This window comes from Kitasatospora sp. NPDC089797, assembly GCF_040684795.1.
In the GTDB taxonomy this organism is placed as follows: domain Bacteria; phylum Actinomycetota; class Actinomycetes; order Streptomycetales; family Streptomycetaceae; genus Kitasatospora.
Genome location: NZ_JBFBGS010000032.1, coordinates 66,568 through 89,865, shown reverse-complemented (window position 1 = coordinate 89,865; position 23,298 = coordinate 66,568). Strand labels below are relative to the sequence as shown.

General features: G+C 74.7%; 14 protein-coding genes and 1 pseudogene. 6 read left to right on the top strand and 9 right to left on the bottom strand.

Translation table 11 applies throughout. The features are described from left to right. Positions 1–9: 9 nt before the first annotated feature. The 4 genes from AB0O91_RS25425 to AB0O91_RS25410 form a co-directional block, all read right to left on the bottom strand. Entirely contained in the window at positions 10–3,999 is a 3,990-nt protein-coding gene (locus tag AB0O91_RS25425; protein WP_363437160.1) for a Pls/PosA family non-ribosomal peptide synthetase, read from the bottom strand. Positions 4,000–4,366: 367 nt separating this feature from the next. After that, positions 4,367–5,233 carry an NmrA family NAD(P)-binding protein gene (locus tag AB0O91_RS25420; protein ID WP_363437157.1) on the bottom strand — a complete coding sequence of 289 codons (867 nt, stop codon included), beginning with the start codon at positions 5,231–5,233 and terminating at the stop codon, positions 4,367–4,369. Next, positions 5,230–5,751 carry a hypothetical protein gene (locus AB0O91_RS25415; RefSeq protein WP_363437155.1) on the bottom strand — a complete coding sequence of 174 codons (522 nt, stop codon included), beginning with the start codon at positions 5,749–5,751 and terminating at the stop codon, positions 5,230–5,232. The genes AB0O91_RS25420 and AB0O91_RS25415 overlap by 4 nt, the downstream gene beginning before the upstream one ends. A 113-nt stretch (positions 5,752–5,864) precedes the next feature. Continuing rightward, positions 5,865–6,386 carry a MarR family transcriptional regulator gene (locus AB0O91_RS25410; RefSeq protein ID WP_363437153.1) on the bottom strand — a complete coding sequence of 174 codons (522 nt, stop codon included), beginning with the start codon at positions 6,384–6,386 and terminating at the stop codon, positions 5,865–5,867. A gap of 170 nt (positions 6,387–6,556) precedes the next feature. Between AB0O91_RS25410 and AB0O91_RS25405 the strand changes: the two are divergent. After that, positions 6,557–6,673, top strand: a pseudogene (locus AB0O91_RS25405) (TetR family transcriptional regulator); the annotation flags it as partial. A gap of 226 nt (positions 6,674–6,899) precedes the next feature. After that, a complete protein-coding gene (locus tag AB0O91_RS25400; RefSeq protein ID WP_363437150.1) occupies positions 6,900–8,522 on the top strand; it encodes an alpha/beta hydrolase in 1,623 nt (540 codons plus the stop codon). A gap of 919 nt (positions 8,523–9,441) precedes the next feature. Here AB0O91_RS25400 and AB0O91_RS25395 read toward each other — a convergent pair. Next, positions 9,442–10,191 carry an ABC transporter ATP-binding protein gene (locus AB0O91_RS25395; protein ID WP_363437147.1) on the bottom strand — a complete coding sequence of 250 codons (750 nt, stop codon included), beginning with the start codon at positions 10,189–10,191 and terminating at the stop codon, positions 9,442–9,444. A gap of 406 nt (positions 10,192–10,597) precedes the next feature. Between AB0O91_RS25395 and AB0O91_RS25390 the strand changes: the two genes are divergently transcribed. From AB0O91_RS25390 to AB0O91_RS25380, 3 genes are all read left to right on the top strand, one after another. Then, on the top strand, positions 10,598–13,933 hold the full coding sequence (locus tag AB0O91_RS25390; RefSeq protein ID WP_363437144.1) for an ABC transporter permease: 3,336 nt from the start codon (positions 10,598–10,600) through the stop codon (positions 13,931–13,933). Next, the gene (locus tag AB0O91_RS25385) at positions 13,930–16,737 is read left to right on the top strand and encodes a hypothetical protein (RefSeq protein ID WP_363437142.1); all 2,808 of its coding nucleotides are present in this window, start codon (positions 13,930–13,932) and stop codon (positions 16,735–16,737) included. Before AB0O91_RS25390 ends, AB0O91_RS25385 begins: the two co-directional genes overlap by 4 nt. Positions 16,738–16,930: 193 nt before the next feature. After that, on the top strand, positions 16,931–17,917 hold the full coding sequence (locus tag AB0O91_RS25380; RefSeq protein WP_363437139.1) for an ABC transporter ATP-binding protein: 987 nt from the start codon (positions 16,931–16,933) through the stop codon (positions 17,915–17,917). Positions 17,918–17,924: 7 nt separating this feature from the next. Here AB0O91_RS25380 and AB0O91_RS25375 read toward each other — a convergent pair whose 3' ends face one another. The 4 genes from AB0O91_RS25375 to AB0O91_RS25360 form a co-directional block, all read right to left on the bottom strand. After that, positions 17,925–18,107 (bottom strand): hypothetical protein, encoded by a 183-nt coding sequence (locus AB0O91_RS25375; RefSeq protein ID WP_363437137.1) that lies wholly within the window; start codon positions 18,105–18,107, stop codon positions 17,925–17,927. 150 nt (positions 18,108–18,257) lie between these two features. Continuing rightward, on the bottom strand, positions 18,258–19,892 hold the full coding sequence (locus tag AB0O91_RS25370; RefSeq protein WP_363437134.1) for an AMP-binding protein: 1,635 nt from the start codon (positions 19,890–19,892) through the stop codon (positions 18,258–18,260). A 99-nt stretch (positions 19,893–19,991) separates the two neighbouring features. Next, positions 19,992–20,198 (bottom strand): hypothetical protein, encoded by a 207-nt coding sequence (locus tag AB0O91_RS25365; RefSeq protein ID WP_363437132.1) that lies wholly within the window; start codon positions 20,196–20,198, stop codon positions 19,992–19,994. 246 nt (positions 20,199–20,444) lie between these two features. Continuing rightward, entirely contained in the window at positions 20,445–21,452 is a 1,008-nt protein-coding gene (locus AB0O91_RS25360) for a hypothetical protein (protein WP_363437129.1), read from the bottom strand. A 537-nt stretch (positions 21,453–21,989) separates the two neighbouring features. On the opposite strand from AB0O91_RS25360, the gene AB0O91_RS25355 reads away from it, so the two are divergent. Beyond that, positions 21,990–23,231, top strand: coding sequence for a serpin family protein (locus tag AB0O91_RS25355; protein WP_363437127.1), 1,242 nt, complete (start codon positions 21,990–21,992; stop codon positions 23,229–23,231). Positions 23,232–23,298 lie beyond the last annotated feature (67 nt).

Genomic DNA, 23,298 nt, shown 5'->3' with positions numbered 1-23,298 from the left:
GAGGGGTGGTCACGGCGTGGTCTGCCACGCCTCGATGGGGTTGCCCAGCCACCGCGTGTCGGCGGGGACGGACTCGGCGCGCATCACCAGCGAGGCCGGGCCCAGCGTGCTGCGCGCGCCCACCGTGCTGCCGGGCAGCACGATCCCGCCCGGGCCCAGGGTGGCGCCCTCGCGGAGGACCACAGTATCCATCCGCATGATCCGGTCGTGGAAGAGGTGGGTCTGCACCACACAGCCCCGGTTCACGCTGACCCCGTCCCCGAGGGTGACCAGGTCGGCCTCCGGCAGCCAGTAGCTCTCGCACCAGACGCCGTGCCCGACCTTGGCGCCGAGCGCCCGCAGCCACAGGTTGAGCACCGGGGTGCCCGGCACCGCGCCGACCAGCCAGGGCACCGCCAGCACCTCCACGAAGGTGTCGGCGAGCTCGTTGCGCCACACGAACCCGCTCCACAGCGGGTGCTCCACCGCCCGGAACCGCCCGACCAGCAGCCACTTCGCGGCCACGGCGACCAGGCAGGCCACCGCGCCCGCCGCCAGCAGCACCAGCCCGGAGAGCAGCGCGGCCAGCAGGGGGGAGACCGCCGCCAGCCGGGCCAGCGCGGCCACCGTCAGCAGGCCCAGCGCCCCCGAGGCCAGCACCGGCAGCAGCCGGGCCAGCTCGACCAGCCCGCGCGCCCAGCGCAGCCGGGCCGGCGGCTCGTAGGTCAGGCTCTGGTCCGCCCGGTCCGCCGCGCGCGGCAGCCGCACCGGCGGCATGCCCAGGTACGAGCGGCCCTTCTTGGCCTTCGCCGGCGTCGCCGACAGCACGCCCACCAGGCCGCGCTTGGGCACCGAACGGCCCGGCGCGGTCATCCCGGAGTTGCCGAGGAAGGCCCGCTCGCCGATCTTCGCCTCGCCCAGGCGCATCCAGCCGCCGCCCAGCTCGTACGGGGCGATCAGGGTGTCGTCGGCCAGGAAGGCGCCGTCCCCGACCGTGGTCAGACTGGGCAGCGCCAGCACCGTGGACACCTCGGCGCCCCGGCCGACCCGCATCCCCAGCGCCCGCAGCCACAGCGGGGTGACCAGCCCCGCGTACAGCGGGAACAGCACCTCACGGGCCCGGTCCATCAGCTGGCTGACCGTCCAGGCCTGCCAGCTGACCCGGCCGTGCAACGGGTGCATCCCGGGCACCAGGCCGAGGCTGAGCAGCCGGACCAGCACCACCAGCTGCGCCGCGTACACCGCGCCGTACGCCAGGGTGGCGGGCAGCAGGCCGAGCAGGGCGCCGCCGAGGGCCGGACCGAGCTCCGCCCCCTGGTCGACGAAGCGGGAGAGCACGGCGAGGGCGGCCGCGGCCGGCAGCACCGGCAGCAGGCCGAGCAGGGCGTCGCCGACGCCGTACAGCGCGGCCCAGAGCGGCCGGCGGACCGGGTCCTGCTCCGGGAAGGACCACTCGGCCCGGCCCAGCTTGACGGCGGGGGCGCCGCCCCAGCGCTGGTTGGTCGGCACCTGGCCGGTGACGCTGGAGCCGGGCAGCACCTGGGCGTTCTTGCCGATCCGGGCACCGGGCAGCAGGGTCGAACGGGTGCCGACCACCGCGCCGGCACCGACCTTGACCTGGCCGACCTCCAGCCGGTCGCCGTCCAGCCAGTAGCCGGACAGGTCGACCTCGGCCTCGACGGCGCAGCCCCGGCCCAGCTTGAGCATCCCGGTGACCGGGGGCAGCGAGTGGAGGTCCACCTCGGGGGAGACCTTGGCGCCCAGCACGCGGGCGTAGGGGATCAGCCAGGCGCCGGACAGCCCGGTCGCACCGCTCAGCTCGGTGAGCCGCTCGGCGGCCCAGAGCCGCAGGTGCACCGAGCCGCCGCGCGGGTAGCTGCCGGGCCGCAGGCCGCGCAGCAGCAGGCGGGCGCCGCCGGCCCCGATCGCCAGCCGGCCCGGCGCGCTGAACAGCGCGAGCGCGCCCGCGCCGACCGCCCACCAGGAGGCGGTGGGCGCCCACGGGTAGTCGCCGAGGTGCGAGAGCAGGTTCCCGGCCGCCAGCAGGGCGACCGTCCAGCGCAGGCCGACCACGGTGAACAGCGGGATCAGCAGCAGCAGCTGGAGCAGCTTGGCCCGGGTCGGCACCAGGGCGATCGTGCGGGCCTCGCCGCTCTCGGCCCCGGTCCGCTCCAGGTGGCGGGCGAGCTTGCGCAGGGTCGGGTGCTGGTAGATGTCCAGCACGGCGGCGCTCGGGTACCGGGTGCGCAGCAGGGTGGTCAGCCGGGCGGCGGCCAGGCTGCCACCGCCGATCGCGAAGAAGTCGTCCCGGGCCCCGCTCACCTGCACGCCGAGGATCTCGGACCACTGCTCGGCGAGCCAGGCCTCGGTGCCGTACAGCTGCTCGCCGGGCCCGGCGGCCTCCAGCTCGGGCAGCGGCCAGGGCAGGGCGTTGCGGTCGACCTTGCCCGAGGTGCGGGTGGGCAGGGTGTCGACCGGGGCGAGCAGCGGCACCAGGGCGGCGGGCAGCTCGGCGCGCAGCCGTTCGACGGCCTGCTCGCGGTCGAAGCCGTCCTGGACCACCAGGTAGCCGACCAGCAGCTGGTTGCCGCCGCGCGCGGTGCGCACGGCCGCGGCCGCGCCCGCCACGCCGGGCAGCGCCTGGAGGGCGGCGTCCACCTCGCCCAGCTCGATCCGGCGGCCGCCGAGCTTGATCTGCTCGTCGGTGCGGCCGAGGAACAGCAGCCCGGCCGGGTCGGCCTGGACCAGGTCGCCGCTGCGGTAGGCGCGCTCCCAGCCGAGCGAGGGCAGCGGCGCGTACTTCTCGGCGTCCTTCTCCGGGTCGAGGTAGCGGGCCAGGCCGACCCCGCCGATCACCAGCTGGCCGGTGCCGCCCGGGGCGACCGGCTGCCCGGCCTCGTCCACCACGACGAGGTCCCAGCCGTCCAGCGGCAGGCCGATCCGGACCGGGCCGTCGCCGGTGAGCAGGGCGGCGCAGGCGACCACGGTGGCCTCGGTCGGGCCGTAGGTGTTCCACACCTCGCGGCCCTCGGTGACCAGGCGCTGCACCAGCTCGGGCGGGCAGGCCTCGCCGCCGAAGATCAGCAGCCGGACCTCGTTGAGCGCCTCGGCCGGCCAGAGCGCGGCCAGGGTGGGGACGGTGGAGACCACGGTGATCTCCTGCTCGGCCAGCCAGGGGCCCAGGTCGGCGCCGCTGCGCACCTGGGAGCGGGGCACCGGCACCAGGCAGGCGCCGTGCCGCCAGGCCAGCCACATCTCCTCGCAGGAGGCGTCGAAGGCGACCGACAGACCGGCCATCACCCGGTCGCCGGGGCCGATCGGCTCCTCCTGGAGGAAGAGCGCGGCCTCGGCGTCGACGAAGGCGGCGGCGTTGCGGTGGGTGACGGCGACGCCCTTGGGCTTGCCGGTGGAGCCGGAGGTGAAGATGATCCAGGCGTCGTCGGCCGGGGTGGGGCGGCGTTCCAGCGCGGGCGCGCGCTCCGTGGTGGTGCTCAGGGCGCGTCCGGCACCGAGCACGGCGGCCACGGCGGCCTCGCCGAAGACCAGCTGGGCGCGCTCGTCCGGGTCCTCGGCGTCCACCGGGACGTAGGCGGCACCGGCGGCGAGCACGGCCAGGATCGAGACGTAGAGGTCATTGGTGCCGGAGGGGACCCGGACGCCGACCCGGTCGCCGGGGCCGATCCCGGCGGTGGCCAGGCGGCGGCGGAGCTGCTCGACCTCGGCGGCCAGGGCGCGGTAGCTGAGCACGGTGTGGCCGTCGTCCAGCGCCGGCTCGTCGGGGTGGGCGTGCACGGTGGCGGCCAGCACGTCGACCAGGGTGCGCGGGGTGGCGGCCGGGCGGCCGGGGAACAGGGCGCGCGGCTCGGCGTGCGGCGTTCCGGCATCCGGCGTTCCGGTGGGCGGGGTCCCGGGGTGCGGGCCTCCGGCGTGCGGCGGTTCCGTGCGCGGGCTTCCGGCGTGCGGCGGTGCGCCCTGCGGCTCGGCGGCGTCCTGCCCGGGGTGGCTCGGTTCAGCTGTCATGGCAGCCCGTGCACTCCTTGTGTTCGCCCCGTTCCGACCGATGTCCGGCCCCTGGGGCGGTGGGGACACCGCCTGATCGGGGGACCCCACTCCGGGGCCGGAGCGGACAACCCGATCGATGGTAGCCCCGGGGGGCCGCACCCGCAGGAGCGCGAACTCGCCCCAACTCGGTCTGGAGTGAGCAAATCTGACGTCATGTCAGATCACAATTGAGGCTCCTTCGCTCGGATATGACGGGATGTCAGTCGAATTGACGGGGCGTCAGCTCTGTCATCCGGCTGTGATCCATGCCACAGGGATTGCTGCTCCCTCCGGGTGGCGGGCCGGTCGCTGCGGTGGCGCGTCCGGCCCGCCAGGGGGTCCGGGATCAGCGGAAGTGGTGCAGGTGCTCGCCGAGGAAGGCCTCCATGGTGCGCGGAGCGCGACCGGTCAGCCGGGTGAAGGTGTCGTCCGGCACCTCCTTGCGGACCACCGCCAGCTGCTGGATCTCCACCACGTGGGCGGCCAGCCAGTCCGGCATCCCGGCCCGGGCGACCAGGTGGGCGTGCAGCGCGGCCGGGGCCAGGTCGAGGTAGCGGACCGGTCGGCCGAGCAGCTCGCCCAGCAGCGCGGCCAGCTCGGGGTAGCTGTAGGCCCGCCCGCCGGTCAGCGGGTAGGTGCCGCCGGCCAGCTCCGGGCGGGTGAGGATCTCCGCGGCCGCCTCACCGATGTCCCGGACGTCCACGTAGTTGCACCGGGCCTGCCCCATCGCCCCCTGCACCACGCCGCCGGCGGCGATCCCGGGCGCCAGGAGCAGCAGCTTCTGGAGGAAGGCGTACGGGCGCAGCACGGTGGTGGTGACGCGCAGCGAGCGCAGGTGCTCCTCGATCAGGTGGTGACCGCGCGAGACGGCCACGGGGGAGTCCGGCTCGGCGGCGGGCGCGGACACCTTGACGATGTGCTCCACCCCGCAGGCGACGGCCGCCTCGATCGCGTTCAGCTCGTGCTGCACCTGGCGCGGGCCGTTGGCCATGGTGAGGAAGAGCTGGTGCGCGCCCCGGAAGGCCCGGTGCAGCGATTCCGGGTCGGCGGCGTCGGCCTGGAGCGGCGTGGTCCGGCCGAGGGTGCGGTCGTCGAGCGCCGCGGCCAGCCGGGCGGGGTCGCGGCTGAGGGCGCGGCTGGGCGCGCCGAGGGCGGCGAGGCTGCGCAGGGTGGCGCCGCCGGTGGCGCCACCGGCGCCCATGATGACGATCATGAGGACTGCCTTTCGGGTCGGGGTGTGGTCGTGGCGGAGAGCCGGTGTTGCGGTTCGCGGGTCGGGCGGCTGCCGCGCCAGCGCCAGACGGTGATGGTGGCGGCGATCGCCGAGGAGACCGGCAGGTCGACGGGCAGCCGGGGCGGCCACGGGCTGGTGGCGAGCGGCGGGAGGTGCGGGAGCCAGCGCGCGGCGGCGAGCCCGACGGCGAGGCCGAGTGCCGCGGCGAGCAGTCCGCCGGCGGCGGCCGCGAGCGCCCGGGGGGTCCGGGGAGCGTGGGGGGTTAGGGGAGCGTGGGGCGGTCCGGTGCGGCGGGCCCGGCGGCGCAGTGCGAGGCCGAGCGCGGCGGCCACTGCGGCGGAGGTGCCGCCGATGGTGGTGAACGCGGCGACGATCAGCTGCGGTTGCCGGGTGACGGCCCCGCCGAGGCCCGCGCTGACGGCGGGCATCGCGTAGGCCGTCAGGACCTCCCGCCACAGGACGAAGGGCGGCGGCGCGCCGGGGGCCTTCTTGCTCATGGGTGCTCCTCGGGGCGCCTGGAGAGGTGCCCGCGTCTTGGTGATTAGGCAACTAACTATTGGGGCGTGAAAAGGGCGGGCCGTGTTCCGCGGCCCGCCGACGGGGGTGGGGCTCAGTCCTCGGTGAGGGCGTCGATGCCCGCGACCACCCGGGCCAGCAGGTCCAGGAAGGTGCTGCGCTCCTCGACGGTGAGGCCGCCGACCAGCGCTTGCATCCGGGCGAAGTGCTCGGGGGCCAGTTCGCGCAGCTTGTCCGCGCCGCGCGCGGTGAGGATCACCACGTTGCCCCGGCCGTCCTCGGTGGACGGCCGCCGGGCCACCAGCCCCTCCCGCTCCAGGCCGTCGACCAGGCCGGTCACGGTCGCCCGGGAGACCCCGAGGGTGGCCGCGAGCTGGGAGGGCGACTTCTCGCCGCCGTGGTCCTCCAGGTCGGCCAGCAGGCGGTAGCGGCCGGTGGAGAGGCCGAAGCGGCCGAAGTGCACCTCGCCGGCCTGGCCGAGTCGGGCGCCCGCGGTCATCAGCCTGGCCGCGACCAGGAACGCCTGCGGGTCGGCCGTGAGGCCGTAGCGGGCGATCTGGCGGCGGGCCTGGTCGAGGGAGGGGGCGGCCGGATCGGCCTCTGGGCGCTGCGTCATGAAAGTAATATGGCGGCTTATCAGTTGCCGGTCAAGTCGCCGCCGTGGTTCTTGCCCGGGAGGCACGGGCGCCGGACCGCGCCGGGCGGTAGCCGGGCCTCGGCCACCGGGAACCGGGCCGTGCCGCGCAGGGCCGGCAACGGGTGCGGAACCGGGGGTGGGCCACCGTTCTGCTGGCCTGCATCGACGGACTGGTCTTCGACCGCTCGGTGGGTGGGGGCGAGGCCGGGGCCGATGAGCTCCAGGGGTTGGTGGCGGCCGCTGTGCGCGGCGCGACCGGGGCGTAGTCCGCCGGATCGGGAATCGGGCCGTCGGAAGTCGGGCATCGATCTCCCTTCGACGATCGAAGTGGTTGAACCACCGTCAGGTCAATCAACCGTCAAGTCCGGTCATTCACAGAATGTTCCGACTGACTGTGATCTGACGATCGGATAATTTACGCCGCCACAAGGTCTTCACACGGAGATCTCCGGCTGACAGGCTGGGGCCGCCCTTTCCTACGGAGGAGGTTCCTTGTCCCGCATATCCACGTTGGCCGGAGCGGTCACCTGCGCGCTCGCCCTTGTCACCGGAACCGCAGTGGCCGCGTCGGCCGCGCCGTTCGACCAGGCCCCGGGTGCGGCGGCCGCCGAGGCGAAGGTCGGCCCCGTCGACTGGAAACCGTGCAACCCCGACCCGAGCAAGCCGGACCCCGGCATTTATGACTGTGCCGTCTACCCCGTGCCGTTGGACTACGACAACCCGTCCGGTGAGAAGGTCGGCATCGCCATGATGCGGCGGCGGGCGAGCGACCCGGCGAAGCGGATCGGTTCGCTGTTCCTCAACCCCGGCGGCCCCGGCGGCAGCGGTTACCTGTGGGCGACCAGCACCCGCTTCGGCCCCGAGGTGCAGGCCAAGTTCGACCTGGTCGGCTTCGACCCCCGCGGCGTCGCCCGGAGCAACCCGCTCAAGTGCTTCAAGACCCAGGAAGAGGCCGACGCGGTCAACAACCGCATGGTGGGCGTGCCCGTCACCAAGGCCGAGATCAACGAGACCCTGGACGCCGACCAGGACTACACCGACGCCTGCAGCAAGAACGCCGGCCCGCTGATCGAGCACATGTCGACCATCAACGTGGTGCGCGACCTGGACCGGATGCGCCGTGCCGTCGGTGACTCCCAGCTCACCTTCGCCGGGTTCTCCTACGGCACCCTGATCGGGTCGACCTACGCCGCGATGTACCCGAACAAGGTCCGCGCGATCATCGTCGACGGCAACGTCGACCCCGACCTCCGCCTGCACAACGGTCTGGAGTACGACCGCCAGCGGGCGGGCGGCTTCGAGCTGGCCCTGGGCGAGTTCCTGAAGCGCTGCCAGGCGGCCGGCGCCCCGCGCTGCGCCTTCGGCGAGGGCGACACCCGGGCCAAGTTCGACGAGCTCCGCGACCACCTGCGGACCAGCCCGATCACGCTGGCGGACGGCTCCCAGGTGACGCTGAGCAGCTTCACCAGCGAGGTGGCCAGCGCCCTGTACTCGCAGGCCAAGCTGGCTCCGCTGGCGAAGTCGCTGCAGGCCACCTACCAGGTGCTGCACAAGCCGGCCGCGGCCGCGCTGCTGGCGCCGAAGGCGAACGTCGCGGACGACGAGGCCAACCAGCTCACGGTGAACGTTCCGCGGGCGCTGCGCGAGGCCCCGGCCGACTCCGAGTACGCCGCCGACGACTCCTACATGGGTGTCAACTGCCAGGACAAGCCGTACCCGTCGAACGACCGGGTGTTCGCCAACGCCGCCAAGGCGTGGGAGAAGGAGTCGCCGACCTTCGGCCGCTACCAGGCGTTCGACGCGCCGGCCTGTGCGAGCTGGCCGGCCCCGGCCCGGGATGCCGAGCGCTTCAGCGGCCCCTGGAACAAGAAGACCTCCAACACCGTGATGGTCATCGGCAACCTCTACGACCCGGCCACCCAGTACAAGTTCGCCCAGCGGATGCAGCAGGAGCTGGGCAACGCCGTGCTGGTCAGCGTCGACGCGATCGAGCACTGCGCGGTCGGCCGCAGCAAGGCGCTGAACACGCTGGTCACCCGCTACCTGGTGGACGGCACCGCGCCGAAGCCCGGTCAGCTGCTCAAGCCGGACGCCGAGATCTTCCCGGCGGTCTGATCCCCGGTGATCCGATCCCCGGCGGTCCGGCCCCTGGTGATCCGATAGCCGGTGGTCCGGAGGGTCCCCCCGGGTGCCGCGCGGCCTCCGCCCGGTACCCGGGGGGACCCGGTGCGAACGCCCGGCCGTCGAGGCCGGGGTTGTGGTGGTCGACGGTCCCGTCGGCCACCACAGCCGTGTCGGCCCGCGGAACTGCCGGAGCGTGCGGAGAATGCGGCAGTGGATCGTCATCGAACCTCCAGGTGAAGCGGATTCCGCCGAGTTGTCGTGGACCGTATCCGATGCCACTGACAATCGACCGCCGGCGAGGTGCGCCCCGGCTCCGGACAAGTCGGTTTCAGAGCATTGAAAATGACGTACTGTCACACTTCTTCGTCAATGAATTCACACCGCGGAATGCCGGTGCCAGCGTGCGGCTCGCCAGACTCTCTCGGACCAGGGAAAGTGGGGGACGGCCATGCGACACGAATTCCGCGGGCGGACGGTGCTGCCCGGCGATCCCCGTCGCCGAACGCCGAGCCGGGGCTTCGGCCGGCGCCGGCACGACGGGACGGCCCGGTTCCGGCCGGTGGTGGACGGAACCGGGCGCCACCGGTGCACTCGATCCGCCGCTGCGGGTCCGGATCGGCGGCGTCGCACACCGTGGGGCGAACCGGGCGACCGGCCGGGCGACTTCGAGACGTCGTCGGCCGCCTTCGATGCTTCCCGGGTGGACCGGGCCTGAGGGGCGGCCGACGGCGCGGTGAGCGGGCCATCGGCGGACGTTGAGCGGGCAGCCGACGGTACGTTGAGCGGCAGGTGGTGCGCCGAGTGGTGACGGGTGCGCGACTGACGGTGTGTTGAGCCGGGAGGGAAGGCGCGGGAGGGCGGAGACCGTCCGTCCCGCCGGGGCCCGCCTTCCCTCCCCGGCCCGCCGTCGCTACGCCGCCTGCTCCGACTCCGGCTCGACGATCCGACCGTCGTGGAGCTCGATCACCCGGTCGGCGAGCCCCATCAGCGTCGGGTCGTGGGTGGCGACCAGGACGGTGACGCCCTCGCTGTGGACCACCGCGCGCAGCAGCTCCATGATCGAGCGGCCGGTCTCCGAGTCCAGCTGACCGGTGGGCTCGTCGGCGATGATCAGGCCGGGGTCATTGGCCAGTGCACGCGCGATCGCGACGCGCTGCTGCTGGCCGCCGGAGAGCTCGCCGGGCCGCTGGTTGGCGTGGTCGGCCAGCCCGACCAGGGCCAGCAGGGTGTGAGCGCGCTCCTCGCGCTCCGCCGGCGGGACCTTGCGCAACCGCATCGGCACGCCGACGTTCTCGGCGGCGGTGAGCATCGGGATCAGTCCGAAGGACTGGAAGACGAAACCGATCCGCTCCCGCCGCAGGGCGAGCCGCCCGTCCTCGTCCAGCCCGCCGAGGTCGATGCCGTCCAGCTCGATGGTGCCGCTGGTCGGTGCGTCCAGGCCGCCGACCAGGTTGAGCAGGGTGGTCTTTCCGGAGCCGGACCGGCCCTTGAGCGCGGTGAGTTCACCGCGCTCGATCGAGAAGTCGATGCCGCGCAGGGCGTGGACGGTCCGCTCGCCGGTGCCGAAGCTGCGCCGGAGGTCGGTCACGGCCACCATCGGGCCGGTGGCGGTCGGGCCGGCGGTCGTCGCGGTGGTGCCGGCGGCCTGGTGTTGCGTCATGCGGCTTCCCCCTGTGGGCGGTGAGGGCCCGGTTCTGTCCGGGTCAACGGATGCATCGTCATCACGGGTTCAACATCCCGAGCGGAGAATTCACGAAAAGGAGAGTTCCCAGGTCAAAGGAGTGCGAGGAAGTCGAACTCGTGAGGTGTGCATGGCATTTCAGAGGCTTCTCCCCGGTGGGGATGCTACCAATGCAAGGAATTTGCTCATTGCTTACTTGATTCGCGCAAGTCCCTTCCGTTCGCGGATCGGATCTGACAGCATCGTCCGCTATCCGGCGACCGAATGCCGGTGATCACTGCGCCGGTGTGCCCGTGGAGCATCCGTGTGCGGCCGATGGCCGCCAGGAACGGATCGATGGGTGGGGCCGGGATGCTACCGGGGACGCAACCGGGGGAGGAATTTGATGCTCGGCTTCGTCGTGCGCAGACTGCGCGGGCGACTGCCGCTGGCTGCTGCCGTCCTGCTGACGGTCCTGATCACCACGGCGGTTCTGACCGCCTTGGTGACCTTCAACAGCAGTGTCGGTCAGGCCGGCCTGAGGCAGGCGCTCCAGGGGGCGGGCCATGCCCGGACCACCGTGGTGGTGACCGCCGAACACGGCCTCGACCAGCGGCAGAAGGACGAGGAGGCACTCGCCTCCTACCGGCAGAAGCTCTTCGGTGACCTGCCCGTACACACCGACAGCCTGCTGCGCAGCCGCTCCTACGGCCTGCCGGACGGCAGCGCCGCACCGGCCGGGAGCGGATCGGCCGGGAGCGCACCGTCCGGCACCGCGCAGAGCGGCCAATCCGCCCCGGCCAAGGTCGACTTGACGGTCCTCGCCGACCTGGACCGCACCCGGGTGGGCCTGGTCGCCGGCGCCTGGCCGGGCACGACCAACGGGCCGGTCGGCTCCACGGCCCCGCAGGTCGCCGTCCCTCCCGCCATGCTGGCCCGGCTCGGTCTGACCGCCGAGGCGCTGCCCGCGGACGTCCGGCTCACCGACCGGCTCGTGGACACGCCACTGACCGTCCGGGTCACCGGCGTCTACCGGGCGGTCGACCCGTCCGCCCCGTACTGGCGCATCGACCCCGTGGGCGGCCACGAGATCCAGATCGGCGGCTTCACCACCTACGGTCCGATGCTGGTCGACCAGAGCGCCTTCACCGCCGGCGGCCTGCCGCAGAGCAGCCGCGGCTGGCTGGTCGACGCCGACTTCGCGGGCGTCGACCAGGACACGGCCGAGGCGATCGGGGGCCGGGCCGCCGCCCTGGCCACCGACCTCCGGAAGTCCGCCGGTCTCAACTCCACCACCGAACTTCCTGACCTCGTCCGTGAGTTGTCGGCCAGTCTGATGGTCGCCCGGTCCACCCTGCTGATCGGCGCCCTGCAACTCGCCGTGCTCGCCACGGCCGCCCTGCTGCTGGTCGTCCGACTGATCTCGACCCGCCAGGAGCGGGAGAACGAACTCCTCGCCGCCCGCGGTGCCTCCGGCGCCCGGCTCGGCGGCTTCACCGCCCTGGAGTCGGTGCTGCTCGCCCTCCCGGCCGCCGTGCTGGCACCCCTGATCACGCCGTTCCTGGTCCGCGTCCTGGCGGGTCTCGGCCGGTCCCACCAGGTCGCCCTGGACACCCGACTGCAGTGGACGCTCTGGCCGATCGCCGTGGTCTGCGCCCTGGGCTGCATCGTGCTGACCACCGTGCCCAGTCTGCTGCGCGGTGCCGGTGCCGCCCTGCGCCGCCGGGCCGGCCGCCGCCAGGCGCTGGTCTCCGGCATCGCCCGCAACGGCGGGGACCTCGCGGTGCTCGCCCTGGCCGTGCTCGCCTACCAGCAGCTCGACCAGTACGGCAGCGGACTGTCCACCGACTCCACCGGCAAGCTCGGGGTCGACCTGCTGCTGGTCGCCACCCCCACCCTCGCGCTGTGCGCCGGGACGCTGGTGGTGCTGCGCCTGCTGCCGCTGGTCGCCCGGCTGGGCGCCCGGGTCGCCGCCCGGGGCAGCGGGCTCGGCCCCGCCATGGTCGGCTGGCAGTTGGCCCGTCAGCCCGCCCGGGCCACCGGGCCGGTGCTGCTGCTGGTCATGGCGGTCGCCACCGGGGTGCTCGCGCTCGGCCAGCACGCCACCTGGACCGCCTCCCAGTACGACCAGGCCTCCTTCGCCACGGCGGGCGGCCTGCGGATCTCCGCCTCGCAGAGCGCCCTGATGGGCCAGGGCGGCCGCTACGGCGCGCTGCCCGGCGGCGACCGACTGGTCGCGGTGAACCGCGAGGAGCAGGCCCTGCCGAACGGCACCGGACAGGTGGTCGCGGTGGACTCCGCGGCCTTCGCCGCCCGCATCCCGGTCCGCGAGGACCTGCTCGGCGGGGCCGACCGGGCGAGCGCGTTCGGCACGCTCGCCGAGCCGCTCCCGACCGGCACGAAGGGCGGCGTCCCGCTGCCCGGCCGCCCGATCCGGATCGACGCGGACGTGGCCGTCCAGCAGACCTTCGACACCAGCACGCAGTTCCCCGGCCTGGAGGTGGTGGTCGCCTCGGCACCGGAGCTGACCCTCCTGCTGAGGGACCGGTTCGGCTACGTCCACAAGGTCCGTCTCACGGGCATCCAGCCGGACGGCGAGCAGCACGTCTCGACCTCGCTGAGCACGCTGGTGGACGCCCCGATGGGCTCCGTCGCCGCGCCGCTGACCCTGGTCGGGGCGACGGTCACCTCCAGCGACCGGGCCGCGGGCACGGTGACCGTCCGTCGGCTGGCCGTCTCGGACACCGCCGACGGGGCCGCGACCGACGTCCCGGTGCCGGCCGGCCTCGGTTGGACGGGGGCACTGGTCGACGGACCGCCGCGAAAGCCCGGGGACCCGCTGCCGGCCAACGTGCTCCCCGCACCGGCCGACCCCGAGCGGCTGTTCACCGTCGAGTACCGCCGCGCGCCGGGCGTTCCGCTGCGGATGGTCCTCCGGGTCGCGGGGGCGGACTCCTCGGGGGTCCTGAACGGCGTGGCCACCCAGGACTACCTGGACAAGGTCGGCGCCCACTCCGGCGACACGCTCCGGGTGCCGTTCGCCGGAGCCATGGTGCAGGTCAAGGTCACCGGGGTGGTCCGGGCCGTGCCGGCGACCGGCCCCGCCGCGCTGGTGATCGACCTGGGGAGCGCCGGCCGGCTGCTGGCCGAGCAGGGCCGCGCCCTGCCCGGCCGCGCCGAGTGGTGGCTGCCCGCCGACGGTCCGGGCGACCGCCTCCCGGCCCGGGCCGCCGCCGCCCTGCGGGACGCCCCGGGCTCCCAGACGGTCCAGCTCTACGACGAGGTCTCCGAAGGGATGCTCAACGACCCGGTGGGCGCCGCCCCGCAGAACGCGCTGATGGCCATCGCGCTCGTCACCGCCCTGCTCGCCGCGATCGGCTTCGTCGCCGCCGTGGCCGGCTCCGCCCACGAGCGCGCCCGGGACTCCGCGCTGCTGCTCGCCCTGGGCGCGCCGCGCAAACAGGTCACCCGCACCGTCGCGGCCGAACAGGCGCTGCTGGTCGGCCTCGGCGGGACGGTTGGGCTCGTCCTCGGGGCCCTGCTCGTCCACCTGATCGTCCCGTTCGCGGTGCTGACGCCCGCCGCCCGGCGGCCGGTGCCCGAGGCCCTGATCGAGCTGCCGTTCGGCCAGGCCCTGCTGTTCGCGGCCGCGATCGCGGTCGCCCCGCTGCTGTCGGCCTTCCTCATCGGACGCCGCCGTCGAGACGTGGCCAACCGGCTGCGCCACGTGGAGGAGATGTGACCACCCAGGGCGGCACCCGCGTGCCCACCTCCGAGAGCGCCCACCGCCCCGCGCGCTGGGTCCGCACCAGACTGCGGGCGAACCCGCTCGCCGCACTGCTCATGGCGGCCCTCGCGTTCGTCACCGTCTTCCTGGCGGCGGCCTTCCCCCGGGTCACGGACCGGGGCGCGGACGCGGCACTCCAGGACTTCGTCCGGCAGAAGGGCATCAACCAGACCAGCCTGCAGACCACCTCCAAGACCATGGAGGACGACAAGGCCGTCGACCTCGACCGGGTGCAGCAGGAGATCACCGGGGCGATCGGCGAGCAGCTGACGCTGCTCCCGTCGGGGCAGGCCTACGGCGCCCGCGCCCTGGCCGAGCGCGGCATGCGCAATCCGGGCTACGTCCGGATCGCGGAGAAGTACACCGACCCGGTCCTCGGCCTGCTCTACGTGCACGACCTGGCGAGCCGGGTCACCCTCACCGACGGGACCTGGCCGACGCCGGGCTCCATCGGCGGTCGGCTGCCGATCGTGCTCGACAAGAAGGCCGCCGAGACCATCCACATCAACCTCGGCGACACCATCGACAACGGCGTCGAGGGCTCCGGCACCATGCGGTCCACCGTCGTGGTCGGCTTCTACCGGGTCAACGACCCCCTGGACCCGTTCTGGGACGACCTCGGCTGCCCGGCCCGCGCCTGCCTGCGCACCCCGCCCGGGCACGAGCACTGGATGACCACCGGTTTCGTCGACGGCGGCAGCCTGCCGGCGTTGGCCCGCTGGGGGTCGAGCGCCGAGAACTTCTGGCGCCTGCCCGTCGACACCTCCTCGCTGCACGCCGACCGGCTCGACCACACCCGGGGCGTCCTCAGCTCCTTCCTGACCGGCCGGGACGCCACCGCGATGGCCGGCCTGACCGGGCGTCTCGACCTGCACACCTCCTCGGGCCTGCCCGACATCCTCAGCCGGGCGAACGACCGCTACCAGGCCTCGCTGCCGCTCAGCACGATCGGCCCGGCCGGTGTCGCGGGCGTCGCGACCGTGGTGCTGTTCCTGGCCGCGGCCCTCACCACGGACCGCCGCACGGCCGAGGTCCAACTGCTGCGGGCCCGCGGCGGCTCCCTCGCCGGGGTGGCGCGACGGCTGATCGGGGAGGGCCTGGTGACGGTACTGCCGGCCGCCGTCCTCGGCACGGTCCTCGCCCTGGTGCTGCTGCCGAGCCCCCGGTGGGACCACTCGGTGCTGGCCGCCCTGGTCGCGACCCTGATCGCCCTGCTGGCCTTCCCGGCCCGCGCCGCCCTGCTGTGGGCGCGCCGCGGGCCGACCGGCGGCCGCCGCCGACTGGTCGGCGAACTCGCGGTCCTGGCCGTCACCGCGGCCGCCGTGGCGGAGGTCCGGCGCCGGGGCGTCGGCACCGGAGCCGGGCTGGACCCGCTGCTGGTCGCCGCCCCGCTGCTGCTCGCCGTCACCGGCGGGCTGCTGCTGGCCCGGATCGAACCGGTGCTGGTCGGCCGGCTGGCCGCCCTCGCCGGCCGCGGCCGCGGGCTGATCGGCTTCCTCGGCCTGGCCCGGGCCGCCCGGGACACCACGGGTCGGCGCAGGCCCTCCGTGCTGCCGCTGCTCGCCCTGCTGATCGCCGTCACCACCACCGGCTTCGGGGCCAATGTGCTCGACACCGTCGACCACGTGCGGACCCGTGCCGCGCGCATCGCGACGGGCGGGGACATCAGCGTGTCCCTCCCGGACTACTCGACCCTCTCCGACTCCTTCCTCAAGGCCGCCGCCGCCCTGCCGGGCGTCCGGGCCTCGACCGGGGCGTGGGTCGAGCCCAAGGCCCGTTTCGTCGACGCCGACCAGGACTTCATCGATACCTACCTGGTGGTGGTCGAGCCGACCGCGTACGCGGAGATCGCCCGGACCCTCGGGGTCGGCGAGTTCGACCCGGCGAAGCTGGCGGGTGCGCCGGGCGGCCAGGACACCCCGGTACCGGCGCTGTTCAGCCGCAGCCTGGCCAAGCGCCTGGCGGCCGGTCCGGCCGCGGTGCGCACGCCCAACGGCAACGACCTGCACACCACGGTGGCCGGGATCGTCACCGCCACCCCCGCCCTGCCGGACCCGGGCAAGCCGTTCGTCGTCGTCCCGGCCGACCCCTCCTGGGCCCGGCTGCCGGACGTCAAGCAGGCGAACAAGTGGTTCGCCGTCGGTGACGTCGACCCCGAGCAGGTCAGGACGGTGCTGCGGAACAACGGCGGCGCCCAGCCGACGGGCATCGCCAAGCTGATCGGCGACAGCGCCGTCGAGGCCGGTAAGGCCTCGCACGGGCTGCCCGCCGGGTACACGGTGCACAGCAGCCAGGAGACCACCGCCGCGCTCGCCGACGATCCGCTGCAGCACGCCGCCGGGCGGCTGTTCTGGTACGCGGCCGCGGCCGGTGCCGGGTACGCCCTGCTCGCCGTCCTGCTGACGCTGTTCCGGGCCGCGCCCGACCGCACGGCCGTGCTCGCCAGGCTGCGCACCATGGGCCTGCGGCCCCGCCAGGGGCTGGCACTGATCATCACCGAGGCGCTGCCGCAGACCCTGGCGGCGGCGGTCGGCGGCGGCCTGGTCGCGGCCTCGGCGGTCGCGCTGCTGGGCGGGGCGTTCGACATCTCGACCCTGGTCGGCGCGCGGGTCGGGGAGATCGTCACCCCCTCGCTGCTGCCGGTGCTGCTGCCCACCGTGGGCCTGGCGCTGCTGGTCGGGCTCGCGGTGGTGGCGGAGACGCTGGTCGCCGGCCGGCGCCAGATCGCCACCGAACTCCGGGCGGGGGAGCAGTCATGACGGCGGGACCGACCGCAGCAGCACCGGCAGGAGCACCCGCGGGAGCACCGGTGAGGCCGGGGCCGGGGGAGCGGTCCGGCACCGGCCCGGCCGCTCGGACCGCCCGACCCTTTCCACCCCTTCATCCCCTTCAGACCGTTCGAGCCGTTCAGACCGTTCGAGCCGTTCAGACCGTCGAGACAGGAGACCAGCCGTGAAGAGCACCCCCCAGGAGCGGCCGGCCACCCAGGCCCCCAGCCTGCAGGAGCTCCGGCAACGGGCTCTCGCCGCAGCCTCGCCCAAGGCGTACGGAGCGGGCGCGGCCATCGTCTGCGACCGGCTGGTGCGGATCTTCAGCGCCGAGGGGATCGAGGTCCAGGCGCTGCAGGGCCTGGAGCTGACCATCCAGCAGAGCGACCTGGTGGCCCTGGTCGGCGCCTCCGGCAGCGGCAAGTCGACGCTGCTCACCATCCTCGCCGGGCTGGACGTGCCGACCGCGGGCACCGCCACCGTCGCGGGCTGCGACCTGCTGGAGATGTCCGCCAAGGAGCGGCTGCGCTACCGGCGCGAGGTGGTCGGCTTCATCTGGCAGCAGACCGCCCGTAACCTGCTGCCGTTCCTGACCGCGGCCGAGAACATCGCCCTGCCGATGCAGCTGCGCGGCCGGTCCGGCGCGACCGGTGCCAAGCAGCAGGCCGCCCGGGTGGCCGAGTTGATGGAGGCGCTGGAGATCGGGGAACTCGCCCACCGGCGGCCCAATGAGCTCTCCGGCGGCCAGCAGCAGCGGGTCGCGATCGCGGTGGCGATGGCCAACAACCCGCCGGTGCTGCTCGCCGACGAGCCCACCGGTGAGCTGGACTCCGAGACAGCGGGGGTGATCTTCGAGTCCTTCCGCACCGTCAACCGGGAACTCGGCACCACCGTCGTGATCGTCACCCACGACCCGATGGTCGCGGGCGAGGTGCGTCGCACGGTGGCCATCCGGGACGGGCGGACCAGCAGCGAGGTGCTGCGCCGCACGGTGACCGACGAGCACGGCGAGGAGTCGGTGAACGAGCGCGAGTACGTGATGCTGGACCGCACCGGGCGGGTGCAGCTGCCGGTGAAGTTCCTGGAGGCGCTCGGCATGGAGCACCGGGTGGCGGTCGACCTCGCGGCCGACCACATCGCGGTCCGTCCGGACGACGTCGTCGAGGGCTGAGCCGCCCTCAGCCGTCGCCGCCCGTCCGCTGGAAGAGGCCGCTGCCCTCGGCGTCCTTCCGGAGGTCGGGCGGCTCGGCCCCGGTCTGGCGCTCGCCCCGGGAGGCGGCGGTGCACAGGGCGAAGACGAGCAGGGCACTGGCCGCCACGGCGAGGATGCCCAGTGCGGTCAGGACGCGTAGCCAGGTCAAGGGAGTGCCTCCTGGGGACGGTGCGAGGGAGCGCCGTCGGGGTGTATCGGCAGCTCGGCCCGCACGGTCGAGCGCCCACGGTCGGTTATGCCCGCCGGTGGTGGTGCGACAGGTGGCCTGGGTGGGCGCTCGAAGCAGAGGAGGGGCGCGTCACGCCCTCCCGTGCGCCCCTGTGGAGAGCGTGGCGGCGGTCACGCCGGCGGCTCCGCCCGCAGGCTCCCCGTTCGCCCGTTCCCCCTCTGCCCGTTCCCCGACCGCCCGTTCCCCGGCCAGGGTGCGGAGCGCCCGCAGGTCCGGCTTGCCGAGCGCGTCTAGCGGGATCGCCGGGAGCAGCAGCACGCTGTCCGGGGCGCACCGGGGGTCCCCGTGCTCCCGGGCCCAGTGGCGCAGTTGCTCGGCCGTCACCCGGGAGCGCGGCCCGACCGCCACCGCGGCGTGCACCCGCTCCAGCCGGTCCGGGTCCACGGTGGCGAACATGACCGCCTCGCGGACGTCAGGGTGGCTCCGCAGTGGCTCCTCGACCTCGTGCGGGAACACATTGTGCCCCTCGCGGATCGCCATCGGGTCCCGCCGGCCGGCCACGGTCAGATAGCCCGCGGCGTCCAGACTGCCCAGGTCACCGGTGTGCAGCCAGCCCTCCCGCAGCACCCGCCCGGTCGACTCCGGGTCCCGCCAGTACCCGGCCATCGCGGTCGGCGTGCGGACGCAGATCTCCCCGGTCCGCCCGGGCGGCAGCGGCAGGCCCTCCTCGTCCAGCACGCGCACCTCCGTGTCCGGGTACGGGCGCCCGGCGGTGGTCAGCAGCCGCGGGTCCAGGTGCTCGTCGGGGCTCAGCCGGGAGACCGGCCCGCACTCGGTCAGGCTGTAGGTCTGGTGCAGCACCCGGCCCAGCCGCCGGGTCGCCTCCGCCAGCCGGCGCGGCGAGGGCGGACAGCCGGTGTAGCCGACCCGGCGCAGGCTGCCGGTGTCGGTCGTGGCCAGCAGCGGGTGGTCCAGCAGGCGGTAGAGCAGGTGCGGCGGCAGGTAGGCCCGGGACACCCGGTGCCGCTCGACCGCCGCGAGCACCTCCTCGGCGGCGAACCCCTCCTGCAGCACCACCGTCCCGCCCGCCGCCAGCGCGAGGTCGGCGGTGGCGCCCCCGCCGTGGCTGAGCGGGGTGCAGAGCAGGAAGCAGGCCCCGGAGAGCAGCGCGGGCCGGGCCGGCCGGGCGAAGCGGCGCAGCACGCCCTTCGGCCGCCCGGTGGTGCCGCTGGTGAACCGTACGGCCATCACGTCCTCGGGGCGGCCGCGCGGTTCCAGCGGGGCGGGTGAGCAGGCCGCGGCGAGGTCCAGCAGGTCGGTGCCGAGCGCGGTGCCGCGGGTCGTCCCCCCGCCGGCGGGCGGGCCGAGCGGGAGGAGGGCGACGGACGGGAGCGCCCGGGCCACCGCCTCGGCCGCCGCGGTGCAGCGGACCGGGTCGTACACCAGCGCCGCGGTGTCCGCGAAGGCGGTCAGCGCCACCAGGTCGGTGACCGGGAGCTCCCGGTGGGGCATCGCGACCCGGCAGCCCAGCAGGTTCGCGGCCGGCCGCACCAGCAGCGCCTCCGGGGTGTTCCCGGCGAACACCGTGACCCCGTCGCCGTGCCCGAGCCCGACCCGGTCCAGCGCCCGGGCCAGCCGGTACACCGTGTCCAGACACTCCTGGGCGGTCAGCGCCACCTCGCCACAGCGCAGGGCCACCCGCCCCGGATCCCGCGCCAGCCCGTCCAGCACCAGTTCGGTGTGCGTCCGACCAGCCTCTGCCATGCCCGCCCTTCCCGTCGGTGACGACGCGTCAGCCTAGTGGGTGGTGGCACCGGGGGACGTCGAGGACCGGCGGAGGCCCTGCCGGCGGTGTGCCCGGGCTCAGCGGTGGGCGCGACGTTCCGCCTCGGCGTGCCACCAGCCGGGCGGGCCGGGGCCGTCGACGACGGCGGTCGGCTGGTCGGGATGGAGGCCGAGCCGGCGCAGGGCCTCGGCCTCCACCCGTACGACGAACCAGCACTGCCGGCGGCCGTCCGGGCCGATGCCGCAGGGGGCGTCGCAGCGGAGCGCCTCCGGAGGGAAGGGCATCCAGTCGATGCCCCGGTCACGCAGTCAGGTGCGGAGGGCGGCCGGCGGCGTCGGGCGGCCGGACCGGTTCCGGTAGGTGGTGACGGTGATCCATTCGGGCATGGCGGTGACGGCTCCGGACTCGAGGGGTGCACGGGGAGTGCCGGTGGGCATCATGCCCGATCCCGGGGAACTCGTCCTGGCACTTTCCGGTCGGACAGCGGTCGTTCCATGGCCGCCCGCCGACGTCGCGTCATCCTGCCCGCGTCACCCCGCCCGCGGTGCCGCGTAGGCGCGGGCGACGGCGGTGAAGGCGGCCTTGGGGGTGGTGCGGCCGTCCGGCCAGGAGCGGACCAGGCCGTAGCCGACCGTGTCGAGGTCCGCCGCGGGGTCGTCGGCCGTGGGGTAGGCGGGGGTGATGTAGGTGAAGACGAACGCGCCGGCCAGCCCGGCGGTGGTCAACAGGTCGAGCAGTGAGGTCAGTTCGGCGGCCTGGGCCGCCTCGTCGCGGACCAGGCCGGGGCGTGGTCGGCGCGTCCCGTCCGAGCGGTCGACCAGCATCCAGGCGGCGCTGCCGTGCGCCGCCGCCCCGGTGAAGGTGGCACAGCCGAACTCGGCGGCGACCACCGGCTTTCCGTGCCGGCGCAGCGCTTCGAGGTCGGTGCGGAGGGTGTCGGCGTTGGCCGCGTCCCGGTAGGCGTCGACCGCCACCAGGTCGAACGGCGTCCAGTCGACGTCCTCCCAGAGGCCGGCGGCGTAGGTGACCGGGCCGGCGAAGTGCCGGCGGGCGGTCGCGGCCGCCGTGGCCAGGAAGGCGTTGAGCCGGGCCGGCGGCGGGCCGGCCGCGAGGAACTCCGGCGGCCAGCCCGTCGGATCCGTCAGCGAGGCGAGGCGGGCGGAGATGCTGTCGCCCGGGACCAGGCCGGTCAGGAAGACGCTCAACTCGCAGCCGACGACCAGGGTGACGTCACCGCCCGCCCGGTGAAGCTCCCCGGCGACCTCGGCTGCGGCCTCGAGCGTCGCCAGGGTCGCGGTCTCGTCGGCGTTCGGCACCATCGGGGAGATCCACACCGCCAGGCCCAGCCCGACCGCCGCCCGTCCGGCCAGCCGCAGCCGGGCGGGGTCGTCCCCGGTGATCCGCACCGCGGTGCAGTGCAACTCCCCGGCGATGGTGGCGAGTTCCCGTTCGATCGTCGCTGCGGCGAGATCCGGTCGGGTGACCGAGCCGTCGACGGTCGGGGTGCCGATGTCGTAGGTGATGCCCTTGATCCTCACCGCGTCAGTTCTACCAGGGCGGTGATCGTCCGCGCCGGGGCTGTGGAGAACAGGCGGTCCGGTCCTGCCCGGCCGATCGGCGCGGGGTCGGCACGGCCCGGCTGCGCAGCGCTCCCGGGCCGGACGGGCGCCTGGTCGCGGTCGGGCGGGACGGGCGCCTGGTCCGGGAGGCAGCCGAGGTGTTCGAGGACGATCCCCGGGTGCGGCTGCTGCACGGGGGCCGGCGGCTGCTCGACGGGCACGCGCCCTTCGACGTGTTCTGCCGCGACGGCGGCGGAGAGCGTGACGACCCCGACCACAGGGTCGAACTGTGCTCCCCCGGCACCCTGTTGGTGCTGGACGACGGCACGCCCTCGCCGCACCGGCCGCCGCGCGACGTCGGCGAGGTCGCCCGGCTGCGGGGGCGCCACCTGACCCACCCGCAGTGGAGGACCTCACCGGGCGAGGGAAAACCGATCGCCGTGGCACCTGCGCGCCTCCTACGCTCGGCGCACCGCGGCCGCGACGGCCGCCGCGAGCACGAGCACGGGGGAGTCCATGGGCAGGGCCGAGGCGGCACGGGCCGCCAACGCGTTGGGGGAGCGCTGGGTGGCCGAGGCCGACCACCGGCGGGGGACGGTGCTGATGCCGGCCGGCGTCTGGCCGCTGCTCGGGCTGCTGGCCCCGGCCGGAAGCCCGGCCGTCCGGGCCGAGTTGGCGCAGGCGCTCGGGCTGCCGGGCGCGGCCGCCGCCGAGCGTGCCCGCGAACTGCTGGGCCTGCTGCAGGACATCCCGGCGGTGCGGTCCGCGCTCGGTGTCTGGAGCGGTGACGGGCTCCGGCTCCGCCCGGAGTGGCTGGTCGGCGTCCCGGCCGACCTGGTCGGCCGGCTGAGCGGTGACGCGGACCGGGACCGCGCACTGCTGGACGGGTGGGCGGCCGAGCGGACGGGCGGCGCGATCGACGCCGTGCCGGTCGCCCTGACCCCGGACACCCGGCTGGTGCTGGCCGCCGCGCTCACCGTCCGGACGGACTGGATCAAGCCGTTCGACGACCTCGGCGGCTACCGGGAGCCGGACCCGGCGGGCTGGGGTCGACGGGTCCACCAACTGTCCCGGATGACGCCCCTGCTGGACCGCGCCGCGCTGCTGGAGGCGCCGGACGGCCCGGTGACCGAACTGCGGGTGCTCGGCCGCGGGGACATCAGTGTCCACCTGCTGCTCGGCGAGCCGGACACCGCGCCCGGCCGCGTGCTGGCCGCCGGGATCGGCGTGCTCGCCCAGCGGTACCGGCGGACCACCGCCGACCGGCTGCCCGTCGGAACTCCCGGCCCGGGGCTGACGATCGAGAGTCGGCGGCGGTACGTGCCGCAGGACGCCCTGGTGGTGGGCGTCCCGCAGTTCACCGTCGAGGCCGATCACGATCTGCTGGCCCGTCGCGGGCTGTTCGGCCTGGAGACCCTCGGAACGGCCTCCCCGACCGAGGACCGGCTGCCCGGCCTCTCGGGCGGCACGGAGCGGCTGTTCGTGAGCTCCGCGCGCCAGCGGGCCACCGCGACCTTCGGTGCGCGCGGGTTCCGGGCGGCCTCGGTGACGGCCCTCGGGATCGCGGTGACCGGTGCGGGCGGCATCCGGAGGCCGCCCCACCTGCAGCGCATCGTCGAGGTGGGCTTCGACCGTCCCTTCGGGTTCCTGGCCGTCCACCGGCTCTCCGGGCTGGTCCTGGCCGCGGGTTGGGTCACCGACCCGGACGCGGGCGTCGATCCCTGGGAGGTCCGGTGGGAGGACCCGGCGGAGGACTGAACGGGGCGGCCGGGGCCGGAACCGCGGAAGCCGCCGGGGCGGGTGATCCAGATCGCAGCCCCCGACC

Excerpts from the sequence above, each read along its gene's own strand:
- AB0O91_RS25355 (WP_363437127.1), top strand. The coding sequence starts at position 21,990 with ATGGGCAGGGCCGAGGCGGCACGGGCCGCCAACGCGTTGGGGGAGCGC.
- AB0O91_RS25410 (WP_363437153.1), bottom strand. The coding sequence starts at position 6,386 with ATGACGCAGCGCCCAGAGGCCGATCCGGCCGCCCCCTCCCTCGACCAG.
- AB0O91_RS25390 (WP_363437144.1), top strand. The coding sequence starts at position 10,598 with ATGCTCGGCTTCGTCGTGCGCAGACTGCGCGGGCGACTGCCGCTGGCT.
- AB0O91_RS25425 (WP_363437160.1), bottom strand. The coding sequence starts at position 3,999 with ATGACAGCTGAACCGAGCCACCCCGGGCAGGACGCCGCCGAGCCGCAG.
- AB0O91_RS25420 (WP_363437157.1), bottom strand. The coding sequence starts at position 5,233 with ATGATCGTCATCATGGGCGCCGGTGGCGCCACCGGCGGCGCCACCCTG.
- AB0O91_RS25395 (WP_363437147.1), bottom strand. The coding sequence starts at position 10,191 with ATGACGCAACACCAGGCCGCCGGCACCACCGCGACGACCGCCGGCCCG.
- AB0O91_RS25365 (WP_363437132.1), bottom strand. The coding sequence starts at position 20,198 with ATGCCCTTCCCTCCGGAGGCGCTCCGCTGCGACGCCCCCTGCGGCATC.
- AB0O91_RS25370 (WP_363437134.1), bottom strand. The coding sequence starts at position 19,892 with ATGGCAGAGGCTGGTCGGACGCACACCGAACTGGTGCTGGACGGGCTG.
- AB0O91_RS25415 (WP_363437155.1), bottom strand. The coding sequence starts at position 5,751 with ATGAGCAAGAAGGCCCCCGGCGCGCCGCCGCCCTTCGTCCTGTGGCGG.